This is a genomic window from Sphingomonas sp. SKA58, assembly GCF_000153545.1.
Taxonomy (GTDB): domain Bacteria; phylum Pseudomonadota; class Alphaproteobacteria; order Sphingomonadales; family Sphingomonadaceae; genus Sphingobium; species Sphingobium soli.
In genome coordinates this window covers 618150-635650 of the sequence record NZ_CH959306.1, presented here as the reverse complement: position 1 = coordinate 635650, position 17501 = coordinate 618150, and the positions used below count along the sequence as shown (strand labels likewise).

General features: G+C 63.6%; 16 protein-coding genes. 5 read left to right on the top strand and 11 right to left on the bottom strand.

Annotated elements, in window-relative coordinates; all coding sequences use genetic code 11:
- Positions 1-19: 19 nt before the first annotated feature.
- The 6 genes from SKA58_RS03570 to glmU form a co-directional block, all read right to left on the bottom strand.
- Positions 20-262 carry a twin-arginine translocase TatA/TatE family subunit gene (locus SKA58_RS03570; protein ID WP_037542078.1) on the bottom strand — a complete coding sequence of 81 codons (243 nt, stop codon included), beginning with the start codon at positions 260-262 and terminating at the stop codon, positions 20-22.
- Positions 263-289: 27 nt separating this feature from the next.
- The gene (scpB, locus tag SKA58_RS03565; RefSeq protein WP_009820980.1) at positions 290-880 is read right to left on the bottom strand and encodes an SMC-Scp complex subunit ScpB; all 591 of its coding nucleotides are present in this window, start codon (positions 878-880) and stop codon (positions 290-292) included.
- Positions 877-1608 (bottom strand): segregation and condensation protein A, encoded by a 732-nt coding sequence (locus SKA58_RS03560; RefSeq protein WP_050763006.1) that lies wholly within the window; start codon positions 1606-1608, stop codon positions 877-879. Before SKA58_RS03560 ends, scpB begins: the two co-directional genes overlap by 4 nt.
- 50 nt (positions 1609-1658) lie before the next feature.
- The gene (gene glmS / locus SKA58_RS03555; RefSeq protein ID WP_009820978.1) at positions 1659-3482 is read right to left on the bottom strand and encodes a glutamine--fructose-6-phosphate transaminase (isomerizing); all 1824 of its coding nucleotides are present in this window, start codon (positions 3480-3482) and stop codon (positions 1659-1661) included.
- Between the two features lie 115 nt (positions 3483-3597).
- Positions 3598-4371, bottom strand: coding sequence for a metallophosphoesterase (locus tag SKA58_RS03550; protein ID WP_083784875.1), 774 nt, complete (start codon positions 4369-4371; stop codon positions 3598-3600).
- A 100-nt stretch (positions 4372-4471) separates the two neighbouring features.
- Complete coding sequence (gene glmU, locus SKA58_RS03545; protein ID WP_050763005.1) at positions 4472-5764, bottom strand: bifunctional UDP-N-acetylglucosamine diphosphorylase/glucosamine-1-phosphate N-acetyltransferase GlmU; 1293 nt, start codon at positions 5762-5764, stop codon at positions 4472-4474.
- Positions 5765-5916: 152 nt separating this feature from the next.
- Here glmU and SKA58_RS03540 point away from each other — a divergent pair, with 152 nt between their 5' ends.
- Together SKA58_RS03540 and SKA58_RS03535 are read left to right on the top strand one after the other, a co-directional pair.
- Positions 5917-6585, top strand: a complete 669-nt coding sequence (locus SKA58_RS03540) for an HAD family hydrolase (RefSeq protein ID WP_009820975.1) — start codon at positions 5917-5919, stop codon at positions 6583-6585.
- A 10-nt stretch (positions 6586-6595) separates the two neighbouring features.
- On the top strand, positions 6596-7357 hold the full coding sequence (locus SKA58_RS03535) for an enoyl-CoA hydratase/isomerase family protein (protein WP_009820974.1): 762 nt from the start codon (positions 6596-6598) through the stop codon (positions 7355-7357).
- Positions 7358-7421: 64 nt separating this feature from the next.
- Here SKA58_RS03535 and SKA58_RS03530 read toward each other — a convergent pair whose 3' ends face one another.
- Entirely contained in the window at positions 7422-10346 is a 2925-nt protein-coding gene (locus SKA58_RS03530) for a TonB-dependent receptor plug domain-containing protein (protein ID WP_009820973.1), read from the bottom strand.
- Between the two features lie 189 nt (positions 10347-10535).
- Complete coding sequence (locus tag SKA58_RS03525; protein ID WP_009820972.1) at positions 10536-11351, bottom strand: HpcH/HpaI aldolase/citrate lyase family protein; 816 nt, start codon at positions 11349-11351, stop codon at positions 10536-10538.
- Positions 11352-11448: 97 nt separating this feature from the next.
- Between SKA58_RS03525 and SKA58_RS03520 the strand changes: the two genes are divergently transcribed.
- Both SKA58_RS03520 and SKA58_RS03515 read left to right on the top strand, forming a co-directional pair.
- Positions 11449-12423: an SPFH domain-containing protein gene (locus SKA58_RS03520; RefSeq protein ID WP_037542527.1), complete on the top strand. Its 975-nt coding sequence runs from the start codon at positions 11449-11451 to the stop codon at positions 12421-12423.
- A gap of 37 nt (positions 12424-12460) precedes the next feature.
- Positions 12461-12910, top strand: coding sequence for an NfeD family protein (locus SKA58_RS03515; RefSeq protein ID WP_009820970.1), 450 nt, complete (start codon positions 12461-12463; stop codon positions 12908-12910).
- 2 nt (positions 12911-12912) lie between these two features.
- On the opposite strand, the gene SKA58_RS03510 is transcribed toward SKA58_RS03515, so the two are convergent.
- The 3 genes from SKA58_RS03510 to SKA58_RS03495 all read right to left on the bottom strand — a co-directional run bounded on the left by SKA58_RS03510 (position 12913) and on the right by SKA58_RS03495 (position 16395).
- Positions 12913-13680: a tetratricopeptide repeat protein gene (locus SKA58_RS03510; protein ID WP_009820969.1), complete on the bottom strand. Its 768-nt coding sequence runs from the start codon at positions 13678-13680 to the stop codon at positions 12913-12915.
- Positions 13681-14032: 352 nt separating this feature from the next.
- Positions 14033-15232 carry an IS256 family transposase gene (locus tag SKA58_RS03500; RefSeq protein WP_037542386.1) on the bottom strand — a complete coding sequence of 400 codons (1200 nt, stop codon included), beginning with the start codon at positions 15230-15232 and terminating at the stop codon, positions 14033-14035.
- Positions 15233-15612: 380 nt separating this feature from the next.
- Positions 15613-16395, bottom strand: coding sequence for a helix-turn-helix domain-containing protein (locus SKA58_RS03495; protein WP_037542525.1), 783 nt, complete (start codon positions 16393-16395; stop codon positions 15613-15615).
- 208 nt (positions 16396-16603) lie between these two features.
- Between SKA58_RS03495 and SKA58_RS03490 the strand changes: the two genes are divergently transcribed.
- Entirely contained in the window at positions 16604-17476 is an 873-nt protein-coding gene (locus SKA58_RS03490; protein WP_009820966.1) for an OmpA family protein, read from the top strand.
- The last annotated feature ends 25 nt before the right edge of the window (positions 17477-17501 follow it).

Here is a 17501-nt window from a genome sequence, read left to right as displayed (position 1 = left end):
CGGCCCGGGGGTTGAAGGATCAGGCCTTGGTCTTTTCTTCCGTGGTCGTGCCGGGCGCGTCCTGTTCGGGCACGCGATGCCCTTCGATCCGGGTGGCGGGCTTGGCGGGCTTGGCGTCCTCATCGTCGTCCGCCATGCCCTTCTTGAAGCTCTTGATGCCCTTGGCAACGTCACCCATCAGGCCGGAAATACGGCCGCCGCCGAACAGCAGCATGACGACCAGGAGCACGATCACCCAGTGCATCAGCGAGAAGGAACCCATAATATTTACTCCTGTCAGAGGGCCTTACTAGGCCTCTTCCTCATCATTTTCCAGAACGGATTGGCCGCCCATAGCCTCCAGTGCCAGATCGACGGGATCGAGCAGCCCGGCGGCGCGCAGATCCTCCAGCCCCGGCAGGTCCCGACGGCTGCTAAGGCCGAAATGTGACAGAAAGTCTACGCTGGTTGCATATATAAGCGGCCGGCCGGGCACTTCGCGGCGCCCCGCCGGACGCACCCAGCCCGCCTCCATCAGCACGTCCAGCGTCCCCTTGGCGACCTGAACGCCGCGGATCGCCTCGATCTCCGCGCGACTGACCGGCTCATGATAGGCGATGATCGCCAGCGTCTCCATTGCCGCGCGTGACAATTTGCGCGGCTCGTCCTTTTCGCGACGCAGTATATGGGCAAGGTCGGGCGCGGTCTGGAAATGCCAGCGCCCGCCGCGCTCGACCAGATTGACGCCGCGCCCGGCATAGGCGTCGGCCAGACTCGCCAGCGCGGCGGCCATATCGCCATCGCCGACATGAAGTTTCAGTTCGGCCGCCGTCATCGGCGCTTCGGCGACGAACAGGGCCGCTTCGATGGCGCGCATATAATCATCGGGTTCTGAATTCATGATGCCACCCGTCCCGGCACGGCGGCGCGCAAATAGATGGGCTGGAAAATCCCGTCCTGCTGGATATCGAGCCGCCCCTGCCGCGCGAGTTCCAGCGCCGCGACAAAGCTGCTCGCCAGCGCCGACTTCGCCTTGGGCTGCTCCAGACCGGCCGGCAGGAACGCCTCCAGCCGCGTCCAGTCCAGCGCCGCGCCGACCAGCGCGCCGACGCGCTGGATCGCTTCGTCCAGCGTCACGACCGGGCGCACGGCGATGGTGTGGACCACCGGCTGCGTACGCGCGCGAATCTGGCCATAGGCCTGGATCAGATCATAGAGGCTGGCTTGCCACTGCGCCTTTTTGACAAGCGCCAGCCCTTCCGGGCGGCGGCGGCGAAACACGTCGCGGCCGATGCGGTCCCGCGCCATCAGCCGGGCCGAGGCATCGCGCATCGCGTGTAGCCGCTGCAACCGCAATTGCAGCCGCAGCGCCAGTTCCTCGGGGCTGGGATCGGGCTGTTCCGCGCGGGGCAGCAGCAGCGAGGATTTGAGATAGGCGAGCCAGGCCGCCATTACCAGATAGTCGGCGGCGAGTTCGAGCTTGAGCTGCCGCGCCCCTTCGATGAAGGCGAGATATTGCTGCGTCAGCGCGAGGATCGAGATTTCGCGCAGGTCGACCTTCTGGTTGCGCGCCAGCGTCAGCAGCAGATCGAGCGGCCCTTCCCAATGATCGAAGCTGACGGTCAGCATCTCCGGCCGCGCCGCGCGGCTGTCCTCATCCTGCGCGAACTGGTCCTCGCTCACTCCACCGTCACCGATTTGGCAAGGTTGCGCGGCTGATCGACATCCGTGCCCTTGGCGACGGCGACATGATAGGCGAGCAGCTGCACCGGTACGGCATAGACCAAGGGCGCGATCAGCGGATGGACCTGCGGCATTTCGATCGTCGCCATGCAGCCTTCGCCCGCGATGGCGATGCCGTCCGCGTCGGAAATCAGTACCACCTTGCCCCCGCGCGCTTGCACTTCGGCCATGTTGCTGACGGTCTTTTCGAACAATGGGCCGCTTGGCGCGATCACGATGACCGGCACGGCATCGTCGATCAGCGCGATGGGGCCATGCTTCATTTCCCCCGCAGCATAGCCTTCGGCGTGGATGTAGCTGATTTCCTTGAGTTTCAGCGCGCCTTCCAGCGCCATCGGATAATCCGGGCCGCGCCCCAAATACAGGACGTCGCGCGCCGGCGCGATCAGGTGCGCCATCGCCTCGATCTGGCCGTCGCGGGCCAGCGCCTGGTTGAGCGCGGCAGGCGCTTCGGACAGGTGCCAGACGATGTCGGCTTCCTCTACCGCCGTCAGCTTGCCCTTGGCGCGGGCGAGATTGGCCGCCAGCGCCGCCAGCACGGCGAGCTGACAAGTGAAGGCTTTGGTCGATGCGACGCCGATTTCCGGCCCGGCATGGGTGGGCAGCAGCAGGTCCGCCTCGCGCGCCATCGAACTGGTCGGCACATTCACGACAACCGCGATAATCTGCCCTTCGGCGCGGGCATGGCGCAAGGCCGCCAGCGTGTCGGCGGTTTCGCCCGACTGGCTGATGAACAGGGCAAGGCCGCCCGATTCCAGCACCGGTTCGCGATAGCGAAACTCGCTTGCCACATCGATATCGACGGGCACGCGGGCGAATTTTTCGATCCAATATTTGGCGACGAGCCCGGCATAGAAGCTGGTGCCGCACGCGACGATGGTGATGCGCTTCACCTGGCCCAGGTCAAAATCCATGTCGGGCATGGCAATCTGGTTTTCCATGCGGCGCAGATAGGATCGCAGCGTCTGGGCGACGACGACCGGCTGTTCGTAAATTTCCTTCTGCATGAAGTGGCGATGATTGCCCTTGTCGATCATCGCGCCCGACACGCCGGAAATGGTGACGGGGCGGTCGACGGGGTTGTTGTCCTTGTCAAAAATCTCGGCGCCGTCGCGGGTGATGACGACCCAGTCGCCCTCCTCCAGATAGGCGATGCGTTGCGTCAGCGGAGCGAGCGCCAGTGCGTCCGACCCAAGGAAGGTTTCACCCTCGCCATAGCCCACCACCAGCGGCGACCCCAGCCGCGCGCCGATCAGCAGGTCGGGATGCTCCCGAAAGGCGATGGCGAGCGCGAAGGCGCCGTGCAGGCGCGGCAATATCGCCCGTACAGCGTCGGTCGGGGACGCGCCCTGCTCCACCTGCTCGCTTACCAGATGAGCGACGACTTCGGTGTCGGTCTGGCTGTCGAACACGCGGCCGCGCGCGACCAGTTCCTCGCGCAGCGGCTTGAAATTTTCGATGATGCCATTGTGGACCAGCGCCACCTGCGCGGTGGCATGGGGATGCGCGTTGCTGGTGGTCGGCGCGCCATGGGTGGCCCAGCGCGTATGGGCGATGCCGGTGGTGCCGGGCAGCGGTTCGGCGACCAGTTCCTTCACCAGATTGTTGAGCTTGCCCTCCGCGCGGCGGCGTTCGATCGCGCCGTCATGGATGGTGGCGACGCCCGCGCTGTCATAACCGCGATATTCCAGGCGCTTCAAACCATCGACCAGCCGTTCCGCCACGTCGTCCCTGCCGATGATCCCGATAATGCCGCACATGAAGGAAACGCCCCGCTATTGTCCCGCTCAAGCCCCTCGCGCGCCGCAATCGGCTGCCAAGGCCACGGACCAGCCATTAAAGACTCCGCGCCCCTGCGCCAACAGCGCGGCACAACTATTTCGGCGCGGCGGGCCGGATGGTGAGGAACCAGATGTCGGGCGGGGCAAGCATGCGAAAGGGCAGGCCGCTGGTGCCCACGCCCGCCGCGACGATCATCTGACGCTCACCCTCGCGATAACGGCCGCAAGCATAGCGCGTGCCATATTTCGACGGCACATAGACGATGCCGGCGAAGGGGAAGGCGATCTGGCCGCAATGGGTGTGACCCACCAGCGTTAGCGAGGGCGTGTCGGGCAGGCGCGGGAACACGTCTGGCCCGTGCGACAGGAGGATGGGCGCGCCGCCGACGCGCGCCATCGCCGCCAGTGTCCCGTCAATCGCTGGCTTGCGGGTATAGATATCCTTCAGGCCGCCGATCGCCAGCGGCCCGCGTCGCACCGCACCGTCCTGCAACAACGTGATGCCGACCGCATGGAACGCCGCCTGCCAGTCGCTCGCGCTCAAGGCCCGGCGGTTCTGCTTGCTGCGGCTGTCATGATTGCCGAGCACCGCCACCACCCCCATCGGCGCGCGCAGCGCGGCAAAGGGCGCGATGCTGGCGCGCGCGTCATAGATGGCCGCGCCCTTGTCATCGCCGATATAATCACCGCCCAGCAGGATGAGGTCGGGGCGCAGCGCGTTGATCTGGCGCACGATCCGCGCCATCCGCTGCGGGCTGTTGTCCGGGCCGGACAAATGCGTGTCGGTCAGCAGCGCGACGGTGACGGGGCGCAGCGCCGCACCAGCCGGATAGGGCAAGATCACCTCCGCCCGCCGCACCACCGGCATCGCGCGCGCATTGTGGATCAACCACAAGGCAAAGCCGACGCCCAGCACCAGCAACGCCGCCAGCCCCAGGAGCAATTTGCGGATCACGAGCGGTACGCGCTCAAGGGCGCTGCTTCTTCGCCTGCATCCTCTCGCGGAAGCGGGCCGCCCAGCCGGTCTTGCCGACTTGTTCGGGCCGGACGAGGCAGAGCGAATCCGGCTCTACCGGACGGGTCACCACGCTGCCGGCCGCCACGATCGCGCCCGCGCCGATGCTGGCCGGCGCGACCAGGGCGCTGTTGGAGCCGATGAACGCACCCGCGCCGATCTCCGTCCGATATTTGAAATAGCCATCATAATTGCAGGTGATGGTACCCGCGCCGATATTGGCCCCCGCCCCCACGCTGGCGTCGCCGATATAGGACAGGTGATTGGCCTTGGCCCCTTCGCCCAGCGTCGCCTGCTTGATCTCGACGAAATTGCCGACCTTGGCCTTTGCGCCGATCTGCGCGCCCGGACGCAGCCGCGCATAGGGGCCGACGGCCGCGCCGCTGTCGACGCTGGCCCCTTCCAGATGGGAAAAGGCGTGGATGATGACGTTGTCGGCAATGGTGACGCCGGGGCCGAAGACGACATTGGGCTCCACCACCACGTCGCGACCCAATAGCGTATCATGCGAGAAGAAGACGGTTTCGGGCGCGACCAGCGTCACGCCGTCGCGCATCGCATCGGCCCGGCGGCGCGCCTGCCACAGCGCCTCCACCCCAGCCAGTTCGGCGCGGCTGTTGACGCCCGCCACTTCCCACGCGTCGGTTTCAATCACCGCGCTCTGGCCGCCGGGCAGCATGACGATGTCGGGCAGATAATATTCGCCCGCTGCATTGTCGTTGCCGATCGCGTCAAGCAGCACGAACAGGTCGGTCGATCGCACCGCCATCAGGCCGCTGTTGCACAGGGTGACGGCGCGCTCGGCTTCATCGGCGTCCTTATATTCAACCATTTTCTCGATAATGCCCTGCCCGTCGGCGATGATGCGGCCATAGGCCGCCGCATTGTCGGGACGAAAGCCCAGCACCACGGCGCGCGGCTCGTCGCCCCGGTTGAGCCGATCCAGCATTGCGCGCATCGTGTCGGCGCACACCAGCGGGACATCGCCATAAAGGATCAGCACATCGCCCGCGAAACCGGCCAGCGCGTCATGCGCCTGCGCGACCGCATGGCCGGTGCCCAGCTGCTGGTCCTGCACGGCGACAATCGCGCCGGTGCCTTCGACCGCGCGCTCCACCTGGTCGCGGCCCGCGCCCACGACCACCACCTGCCGTTGGGGCGACAGCTGCGCCGCGCTCGCCAGCAGATGCAGCAGCATTGGCCGCCCGGCGACCGGGTGCAGCACCTTGTGCAGCGACGATTTCATCCGCGTCCCCTGCCCGGCGGCAAGGATGATGACGGCAAGCGGGCGAGCGGCGGAACTGGTCACGATGATTTCCCGATGATTGGCCTGTGCTGGCCGCTCTGTGCCATGTTTGCCTTGCCTTTGCCACCGCGCACGCGGCATGGAACGCGGCCATGAACAGCATTCCCTTCGATATTGTCGGCTTTGACCTGGACGGCACGTTGATCGACACCAGTGGCGACCTGGCCGCCGCGGTCAACCATGCGATCGGCACCATCGGCCGCAATCCCTTCCCTGCGGCCGACATCCGCCCCTTCGTCGGCAAGGGCGCGCGGGTGATGCTGCAACGCGCGCTGGATGCGTCGGGGGGCTGTGACGAGGCGATGCTGGCCGATCTGTTGCCCATATTGCTCGACCATTATGCGCAGAATCTGGCGATCCATTCCGTGCCTTATCCCGGCGCGGTCTGGGCGCTCGACGCACTGGCGCAGCGGGGCGTGCGGATCGCCATCTGCACCAACAAAGTCGAGCGGTTCACCATTCCCCTGATGCGGCAGATCGGCCTGCATGACCGGTTCGCTTCCATCGTCAGCGGCGACACCGTGGGCGTGTCCAAGCCCGACCCCGCGCCCATCCGGGCGATGATCGAGCGTGCGGGCGGCGGCCGCGCGATCTTCGTGGGCGACACGATCAACGACATTGCCGGCGCGCGCAATGCGGGCATCGCCAATATCGCGGTCGGCTTCGGTTTTCTGGACGGGCCGGTGGAGCAACTGGGTGCGGATGCGGTGATCGCGCATTTCGACGAGCTGGTGCCGCTGCTGGAACGCTGGCCGGGATGAGGGCGCGCGCATGACGCTGCGGCTGGAGTGCGAGGGACCGATCGCCCGGCTGCTGATCGACCGGCCCGCGCGCCGCAACGCGATGACGCAGGCGATGTGGGAGGATGCGCCGCGCCTCGTCGCGCAAGCCATGGCCGACGATACGGTGCGCGTGCTGATCCTCGCCTCCGCCACGCCCGGCCTGTTCTGCGCCGGCGCGGATATCGACGAATTTGCCCGCTGCGCGGCCGATCCCGACTGGCGCATCGCCAATCAGGCCGCGATCCGTTCCACCCAATATGCGCTGGCCCATGCCGACAAGCCGGTGATCGCCGCGATCGGCGGGGATTGCATAGGCGGTGGTTGCGGCATGGCGATCGCCTGCGACCTGCGCATCTCTGCGCCCGCCGCGCGGCTGGGCATCACGCCCGCGAAACTGGGCATCGTCTATTCGCTGTTCGACACCAAGCTGCTGGTCGACCTGGTCGGGCCAGCGCGGGCCAAGCGCATCCTTTTCACCGGCGCGCTGCACGATGCGCAGACGGCGCTTACGATTGGCCTGATCGACGAGATCGCGCCCGATCCGCTTGCCGCCGCCGATGCGATCGCCCGCGCGATCGCCGCCAATGCCCAGCACAGCGTGCGATCCGCCAAGGCGATCATCCGCCGCATCCTCGACGGCCAGGCCGACGACGACGATGCCACATTATCGCTGTTCCGCGACGCCTTCACCCTGCCCGACTTCACCGAAGGCGCCGCCGCCTTCCGCGAAAAACGCCGCCCGAATTTTTGAGCATCCAAGCAAAAAGGGGCAGATAACCGCCCCTTTCCTTTCTATCACTATAGGACCAGTCACATCACATCGTGATTTTGGCACCCGCATACATATAGCGGCCGACATAGCTGATCGGATAGTTGCTCGACGCAATCGAAGGTTGCTGGTCGAACAGATTGTTGGCGCCGACATAGAAACGGAAGCGTTCGTCCACGTCATAGGCGACATAGAGGTCGTGCTGCCACTTTTCCTTGTACCACAGATATTTGGATTCCGCGATGTCGGGATTGGCATTGGTCTGTTCGATTTCGTAGCGCCGCGTCTTGCTGAACCAGCTGATGCCGTAGTTGACGGTCAGCTTGTCAAGCTTCCAGGTGATGTCCCCGGTCGCGTTCCACTTGGGATAATAGGGCTCTTCGCGATCGACATCGACGGTCGCGCCCGGGGTCGGGATGAACTCCAGCTTGTTGAGGTAGCCGCCAACCAGCGACAGGGCGAAGTTGCCGGCGCTGGCGGTTTCAAACTGATAGTTCAGCTTGAAATCCGCGCCGGAGGTACGGAAATTGGCCACATTCTGAGGCTGCACGAACCAGCCGTTGATATAGCCGGTCGTGGGATCGCGCGAGATATTGCCGCAGAAGACATTGTCCAGCGACGGCTGGTCGACGCATAGTTCGGCGACTTCCTCGGCCGTGGCGGTGTTGACCGCGTTCTTCAGCTTGATGTCATACCAGTCGAAGGATGCCACCAGCCCGCGAATGAAGCTGGGCCGCACCACGACGCCCGCCGTCCAGGTCCGCGCGGTTTCTTCACGCAGATTGCGATTGCCGCCGCTGTTTCCGGGCAGGCTGACCGTCGCCGTCGGATCATTTTCCGGGTTGAAGGCGGCAATCTGATCGGGCGTCAGGCCCAGGGCAGACAAAGCCGCCTGGCAATTGGCGGCGCGATATTGCGTGCCTTCGCCGATATAGACCGGGTCGCACGGATCGCCGATGAACGAGAAGCCCCCATTCAGCGGAGCGAACAATTCCGTGATGTTGGGGGCACGCACCGCTTCCGACCAGGTGCCACGGAAAGTGATGTCCGGGATCGGCGCGTAGGTGCCGTCCACCTTCCACGTCGTCGTCTTGCCGATGGTGGAATAGTCCGACAGGCGCAGTGCGGCCCCGAAGCTCAGATTATAAGCGAAGGGCACTTCCTTGAGCACCGGCACCGACAATTCGCCGAAGACTTCCTTGACGTCAAAGCTGCCGCGTTCGGGAAGCTGGAGCGAGAAATCGGCGAGCGCCCCCTGCTGGAGCAGATCGTCAGGCACAAAGCTGCTCTTTTCCTTACGATATTCCGCGCCAAGGGCAAAGCCCACCGGGCCACCGGGCAACTCGAAGAACTGGCCAAAATCGCCCGAGATGGATCCCGACACGACATGCTGCTGAATCTTGGCGCGGTTCATGATGTCCGCATTGACCCAGTCGAGCGCGGCCTGGCTGGGCGATCCGTTGCCCAGCAGGTTGAGCGGCTGGCACCCACTGCCAGCACCCGGCGTGAAGGTAGTGGCTGGCGCGTCATAATTGTCTGGATTGATATTGCCCGTCGGGTCGAGGGTCGAGCGACAGACGATCTGACCGGTCGCCGGATCGCGCACCGCGTCGATCGCCGCCCAGTAACGATCGCCGATGCGATAGTCGGTCAGCAGCACCTTCGACTTGGTCTGACCGAAAGTGTAGGACAGTTCGTAGCGGGCATGATCGGAAATCGCGCCTTCAAAGCCGCCAACGAAGCGCATCGTTTCGCGCTCATTTTCTTCGCCACGCACGCCCATGTCGAAATTGTCGCGAGAAATCAGCGCGCCATCGGGCGCCAGCGCGCCGAACTGATCCTGCAAATAGGCATTATCGGGCGACAGATAGGTGAAGAAGTCGAAGGATGGCTGCGCCAGCGTCTTCGTCTTGTTCTTCACATATTTGGCTTCGAAGAAAAATTTGACCGCGTCGCTGAAGTCGTAATGTGACAGCAGATTGATATTATGGACACGGTTATAGGCCTGCAAATCGCCCTGATAGCCAGCCAGCGGCGTACTGTCGCCGCCCTGCGTCAAGCCGCCCGACGACGGCAGCAACGTGCCGCGATCATAGACTTTGCCTTCGCCGGTATAGTCGGGAATGCCATCGAAATCGACGTCGATCGCGCCGCCCAGCGAACTGTCCGCATAGCGCAGATTATTGGTCGGCACGCGATCGGGGATGTTCGGATCGTCGGGGAAGTCGAGAGGATTGCGCACGATGCCATAGGTGTCGAGCGGATTGCCGGTGCGCGCCCGGTTGAAGCTGCTCAGCCGATCCTGTTCGCGAAATTCGTAGGACAGGGCGATATTGCCGCGCCCGTCGCTGAAATTGCGGCCATAGGTCAGCGATCCATAACGCTGCCCGGCGTCGCCGCGGCTGGAAATGCCGACCTGGCCGCTTGCCTTGAACCCGTCGAAATCGCGCTTCAGGCGGAAATTGACGACGCCCGACACGCCGTCCGCGCCATAAATGGCCGATGCGCCGCCGGTGAGGACATCGACCGCCTCCACCAGATCATTTGGGATCGTGCTGATGTCCACGGCGGCCGACCCCGCCAAGCTGGCCACATGGCGGCGGCCATTGACCAGAACCAGCGTGCGGTTTTCGCCCAGACCGCGCAAATCAAGCAGCTGGACGCCGACCGCACCGAAGTCCGCGTTCGATCCCGATGTCCGCGCGCCGTTGAGCGAATTGATGAGCGCGGGGTTCTGCGCCAGCGTATCGACCAGCTGGATGTTACCCGCCTGCTCCAGTGCTTCGGCGGTCACCGTGACCAGCGGGTTGGCAAGATTATAGTCGCTGCGCTGAATACGGCTGCCGGTAACGACTATCGTGTCGCCGGCATCGGCGGGCGCGGCATCCTGCGCAAAGGCCGGCGCGACGATCAGGGTGGACAAGGCGCTGGCCGCAAGCAGCCGGCGCGCCGCAACAGCGGTGCGATGCATATATTTTCCCTCTGTTTTGTGAGAGTTCGGGGGCGAACTCAATCCGGTGAAAGACGCCAAAAGCGATCCGACGGATCAACCCCGGTGCGACGAACAGAGGGCAATTGTAACGTTTTTGTTGCGACGTGTAGCATCACTGCAACACAGCCCGAAGCGGACCGCCGTTCGTTCGAAAAGTCTTACTCCCGCTTATCCCCCTACGGCTTCCGCACGCGCGATGAGCGCCCTGGCCTGTTCGACGTGCATGGTTTCGATCATGCGGCCTTCGAAGCGTTCGGCGCCGCCGGTGGCGGCTTCGATCAGGCGGCGGGCGTCGGCCAGGGCCTGGGCGTCTGGGCCGAACACCTGATTGGCGACCGGGACCTGCGCGGGGTGGATCAGCGTTTTGCCATCAAAGCCCAGCGCATGGCCCTCGGCGCATTCCGCTTCCAGACCCGCTTCATCGTCCAGCCGGTTGAACACGCCGTCGAACACCGCGATGCCCGCCGCCCGGGCGGCGAGCACCACCGTCTGCATCGCAAGGCCTAGGCCCGCGCGCCCGGCATTGTCAGGAAGGCCAAGGTCGCGGCGCAGGTCGTTATTGCCCATGAACAGCCCGGCGCAGCCTTCCCCCGCGGCGATGGCATTGGCCGCCAGCACGCCACGCGCGCTTTCGATCATCGCGATCACCGGCTTTTGACTGACGGAAAAGACATCCTTGACCTGCTTGGGATGTTCGACCTTGGGCAGCACCACATAGTCGGCCGCCGTGCCCTTGAGCGCGATCATCTCGCGCCCATGGGTGGCCGCCCCCTCGACATTGATGCGCACGGCGGCAAGCCTTGTTCCAAAACCCTCGCCCAGCGCTTCGAGCGCCTGCTCCAGCGCCTCTGCCTTGCGGTCATCGGCCACGGCATCTTCCAGGTCCAGGATCACCATGTCGCACGGCAAGGTGCGCGCCTTGGCGATGGCGCGCGGGTTGGATGCGGGCAGGAACAGCAGCGAACGGGCGTGGCGCAGCAACATGGGGCTTACTCTCCTTTGCGGTCGGTTTGACTTTCCTCGTTAACGAAACAGGCGCATGATCCAAGCCGGACATGCCCTCACGGAAAATGAAAGCGCCATGCTGACCACCTTTGCCCTGACACTGACCGGCCTTGTGCTCTTCTACCTTGCCGTTAGCGTGAAGGTCGTGCGGCAAGGCTATCAATATACGATCGAACGCTTCGGACGGTTCACGGAGGTCGCCCGGCCCGGCCTCAATTTCTACCCCGCCTTCTTCTACGCGGTGGGCCGCAAGATCAACATGATGGAGCAAGTTGTCGATATTCCGGGGCAGGAAATCATCACCAAGGACAATGCCATGGTGTCGGTCGACGGCGTGGTCTTCTTCCAGGTGCTGGACGCGGCCAAGGCGGCTTATGAAGTGAGCGAACTCTATGTCGCGATCATGCAGCTGGCGACGACCAACCTGCGTACGGTGATGGGGTCGATGGACCTGGACGAGACATTGTCCAAGCGCGACGAGATCAACGCGCGGCTGCTGTCCGTCGTCGATCATGCGACCAACAGCTGGGGCATTAAGATCACGCGCGTCGAACTGAAGGATATTCGCCCGCCCGCCGATATCGTCAACGCGATGGGCCGGCAGATGAAGGCAGAGCGGGAGAAGCGCGCGCTGATCCTGGAATCCGAAGGCCTGCGCGCGTCGGAAATCCTGAAGGCCGAGGGCGCGAAGCAAAGCCAGATCCTCGAAGCCGAGGGCCGTCGCGAGGCCGCCTTCCGCGACGCCGAGGCGCGCGAGCGCGAGGCCGAGGCGGAGGCCAAGGCGACGCAGATGGTGTCGGACGCGATTTCGTCGGGCAATCCGCAGGCGCTCAACTATTTCATCGCGCAGAAATATACCGAGGCGGTGCAGCAATTCGCGACGTCGCCCAATGCCAAGACGATCCTGTTCCCGGTGGAAGCGACGCAGCTGATCGGCACGCTGGGCGGCATTGGCCAGCTTGCCAAGGACGCGTTGGGCACCGATGGCCAGCCCATTCCCACCCCGCCCGCGCCGCCGCGTCGCGGCCCGTTCGGCCAGAGCCAGGGGTAAGGGCGATGGCGCGTGACGGCGGCAGGAGAGAGCGGGCATGACCGACTGGATCGCCATGATGGAGGATCATTGGGCCTGGCTGGTGTTCGCCGCGCTGCTCGGCATCGGCGAAGTGCTGATCCCCGGCGTATTCCTGATCTGGATCGCGATCGCCGCGGCGATCACCGGGCTTGCCGCGCTGGCGCTGCCGATCGGCCTGCCGCTGCAATTGCTGTTGTTCGCGGCGCTCAGCATCATCGCCGTCTATGCCGGGCGGCGCTGGTATGTCGACCATCCCGTCGCCTCCACCGATCCCCTGCTCAATGACCGCGCCGCCCGGCTGATCGGCGAGACGGTCAGCGTGGTGGAACCGATCAGCGGCGGCGAGGGCCGGGTGCGCGTGGGCGACAGCGTCTGGACCGCGCGCGGCCCCGACGCCCCCGCCGGCGCCCGCGTCCGCATCATCCGCGCGGAAGGCGCGACCCTGTGGGTAGAGGGGGCTGAATAGGGTTATGATTTCGACGTCATCCCCCGGTTGATCTTGAGCACTCTGTCCGTATCCGCCTGCGACCGAGCATAATCACCGAGGGATTCATATATATCGCCGCGCAGGCGGAGCGCCCATAAGTCATCAGGATCATGCCCGATGGCTGCGGAAAGTTGCTCTATGGCAGCATGGGGATTTCCGCCATGAAGGCTTAGCAGCGCGCGGCCGTGCAGAACGATGACATTAGACCGGTCAATTGCATCAACTTTCTGAAAATCAACAAGTGCTTTCTGGGTGTCCCTTTTCCAAACATAAGCAATACCCCTGTTTGCCAACGCTGTAGCGTTTTCGGGTTCCAAGTTAGCGGCCTCGGTAAAATCCGCTATGGCCCTATCCAACTCGCCATCGTCAAGAAACAGCAGTCCGCGATTGAGGAACGCCTCCCCATTCTTATTGTCTTTTGTGATGGCCTGACCGTAGTGACGAATACTGGCGCTGCGATTGCCGAGTTTGGTTGAAACGAGACCCAGATTGTACCAAACTGCCGAATTTTCGGGATCGAGATTTGCCGACGCGGCGTAGTCTCGTTCCGCCAATATATAATTTTTCTGGTCATAGTGGCCGTTACCCCTAGCCAGCAATATGTCCGATCTCTGCGCTCGACCATTGGCCCCTTTCAGCAACGCATTGCACGCTTCGATTGCCTCTACGGCCGAAAAGCGATCCTGATAATTATGGCATTTTTCCCGCTCTTGCTGGACCGGCGCATCACGAACACCAATCGCGCCCATGGAAATACATAGCCCACCAAGCGTGCCGTTCCACAGTAGCGCTGCCCAAAAGCGCTTAGGCTGAGATTTACGCTCAAATGTCCAGTCCACACCCCTAACGATGGGTTGGATTCGACCCTTGCGAAAAGCTGACACGATTGTGGAAGCCGCCCATAGCCCCATCAGTACGATGAGCAAGGGCCAAAAGGATGGCGACCTGGCGAATGCGTCTGCGGTCGGTGTGAAAATGAATAAACTGAGTGAGATCAAACCAGCGAGAATGAAAAAATTGCGTCTAAATTGCGCCACCGATCGGATCGTGTCCCGGGGGATGGTGTAACAGCGGGTATCCTCGGTAGAGGATCGGACTGGATCAGGCTGCCACGCCGGGCAAACTGATGAGGGGATTGTCGCTGACGGTGGCGAGACTTTCAAGTGTCATATATCGGCGAGCCACGGCCCATTCGTCCTGCTGTTCGAGCATGAGGGCTCCGACGAGGCGTACAATGGCCGCGTCATTGGGAAAGATGCCGACAACGTCGGACCTTCGTTTAATCTCTCCGTTGAGACGTTCCAGGGGATTTGTGCTGGAAATCTGCGGCCAATGTTCTTTCGGGAAGGCTGTGTAAGCGAGGACGTCTTCGCGGGAGCCATCCATCATCTCAGCAAGTTTGGGAGCGCGATCACGCAGGGCATCGGCGACTGTTTGCCATTGCTTATGAGCCTCCTGAGCAGTTTCCTGCGCGAAAATTGTCTTGATCATGGCGGTGACGGCAGCACGCTGCTTAGTGGAAACATGGGCGAGCGCATTGCGCATCCAATGAATCCGACAGCGTTGCTGGGTTGCGTGGAAAACCTTGCTGGCAGCGGCGCGTAGGCCCTTGTGATCGTCTGCAATGACAAGCTTGACGCCCCGGAGCCCGCGATCGGCAAGAGAGCGCAAGAAGCCCTTCCAGAAGGTTTCGGCCTCGGTTGGCCCGGTGTCGACGCCCAGTATCTCGCGGCGGCCATCGTTGCTGACACCGACAGCTATTATCGTCGCGGTCGACACAATCCGGCCACCCTGGCGCGATTTGATGTAGGTCGCATCGAGCCACAGATAAGGGAATTCGCCCTCGATTGGCCTGTTGAGGAAAGCGTTAACCCGTTCGTCAATCTCTTGGATCAGTCGGCTGACGGCGCTCTTGGAGATGCCCGTAGCGCCCATGGCCTTCACGAGATTATCGACCGATCGCGTCGAAATGCCCTGGACATAGGCTTCCTGGATCACCGCCGTCAGCGCCTTCTCGGCAGTCCGACGGGGTTCAAGGAAGGATGGGAAATACGATCCCTTGCGTAGCCGCGGGATCTCCAGTTCGATGTGGCCGGCCCTGGTCTCCCAGGAACGCTCTCGATAGCCGTTGCGCTGGACCTGTCGCCCGGCAGGGTCGCGAGCGCCATGCGCGGCGCCAGTCAGCACCTGCACTTCAGCTTCCATCATTCGCTCAGCGGCAAATGCCAACATCTCGCGAACGAGATCCGCATCAGCGCCCTTTTCAACCAGCTCAATAAGGGCCATTCTGTCTGTGGTCATCGTCGTCTCCGATAGGTTCATTGGTTTCGCAACCCGAACTCTACCGAAGATTGGCGATGGCCGCCTAGACAGAAGCCATGCCACCGTTGGGGCATGAAGCTCCGGTCGCTACGCTCCCTCCGCTTCACGCCCCAACGGTGACGCTGTTACACCACTTAACGGGACACGGCCCACCGATCGCCAACCATAGTCTTTAGGAGCGGAGGTAATATCTCGTCGAAGCGGCGTGTCGGTGAGGTATCTAAAGATATAAAGTGCAGGTCCGTACGCAGCGATTGCAATCGCGAACAATATCCAGACCCGAACCGACACATCATCGAACATCACTATTGATTGGAACATCCGCTCCCAACACGCAAGATATCGTAGAAGCCCCTTCGCTACTCTATCGTCACGCCCACCACCTGCCAGCCTGCATCGCCCTGTTCCAGCGTGACGGTTTCGACGGCGTTTGGCTTGGCGGCGAAATCGGTGCGGAATTTGATGACGGTGTAGCCGGCCGGTGGGGCGGGCAGTTCCTGTTGGCTCAGGAACTGGCGGGAGGATACCGCGCCCAGCGGCACGCGCACCTTGTCCGAAACGGAAGCCCATACCTGCGGTGTGTTAAGCTTGCGGAAAGCGGGGCCGAACAGGCGATAGCTCTCGTCCCAGCGGCCGGCGTCGACCAGCGTCAGGAAGGCGCGCGCCTTTTGCACCAGTTCGGCATCTTGCGGCGCCTGCGCCTGGGTCGCGGCCGGCTGCGTCGTCGCGCCATCGGGGGAAAGGGTCGTCATGGCGAGCAGGCCAAGGATAAGGGTCATGAGCATCACTCCTGTCAGGATCAGGGGCCGGCGGCTGGCCTGCCCCGCGCCGTCCATCGGCGCTGTCTGCTCATCCCCCGGCGCGGCCGTCCTGTCCGCCCCGATTTCGCTGTCCCCCAGATTTTCGGGGGGTCCCGACGTTGCATCGGCCCCTTCCGCGTTCAGCAGCATCCGGGCCGCTTCCCGGCTGCTCGACACCGCCAGCTTGCGCCGGGCGTCACGCAGCCGTTCGTTGATGGTGTGGACCGACAGGCCCAGGCTGCGCGCGATCGACTTGGCGTCATGCCCGCGCACCATCAGGCGCAACGTCTGCTTCTCCTTCTCGGTGAGCGCGAGAACGGCCTCTTCCACAGATATGCTCATGGGCATCATGCCTAAGCCCCCGGCCCAATCGCAGCCACCCCAAAAAATTGGGGTCATGCCGCCGCCCGCGCCGGGAATGGCCTCCGTTCGCCTCACCGGGCGCTCGCATGACCGGCAGACTGGCGCGCGCCGCGTCGTTCATTCATCAATCGGCAATATTCGCCGGAACAGGCAGGACGGGCTTATTCAAGAGGATGGAGGATCACCCATGTCTATCACGTCAAAGGGAGGCGCCGCGCTGCTGGCATGTGCGTTGCTCACCGGGCCGATGGCGAGCCCGCTGGCCGCGCAGGACGCGCCGCCGGCCGACCTGTCGGCCACGATTACCGAACCCGAGCCGGCCCCTGCCGAAGCGGTCAAGGGACCGACGATCGAAGGCTTCATCTCCGCGCGCAGCGGCGACCAGATGCAGGTCACGGGCGAGGATGGCGCGAACAATGTCGTGGCCATCGGGGAAGCGACCGTGGTGCGCGCGAGCGGCGGCTTCCTTGGGCTGGGCCGCGAAACGCTGGGGCCGGACGCGCTGCTGAACGGTCTGCCCGTCAGCGTCGAGACGGTGCAGGGCGCGCAGGGGCTGGTGGCGACGCGCATCGCGCTCAAGAACAAGGACCTGAAAACCGCGTCGATGATCCGCAACGGGACGGCGCAGGGCTTTGCCGAACAGAGCGCCGCGACCGAGGCGCTGCGCGGCCGGGTTGCCGATATCGATCAATATAATGTGAAGGCGACCACCAACGTCAATTTCGACACCGGCAAGACCGCATTGTCGCCCCAGGCCAAGAGCGATCTGTGCGCCACGGCGGCCAGCGCCGAACAGATGGACAACGCCCTGCTGCTGGTCGTGGGCTATACCGATTCGACCGGGCCAGAGGAGTATAACCAGATGCTGAGCGAGAAGCGTGCGGGGCGGGTGGTCAATTATCTGCAACAGCATTGCAACTGGAAACCCTATCGCATGCTGACGCCGACCGGCATGTCGGAAGCCCAGCCGATCGCCAGCAACGACACCGAGCAGGGCAAGGCCGAAAACCGCCGCGTGTCCGTCAACATCCTGGTCAGCAAGGGGCTGGACGGGATGTAGGACCCGACCGTGGCGGAAGGCGCGC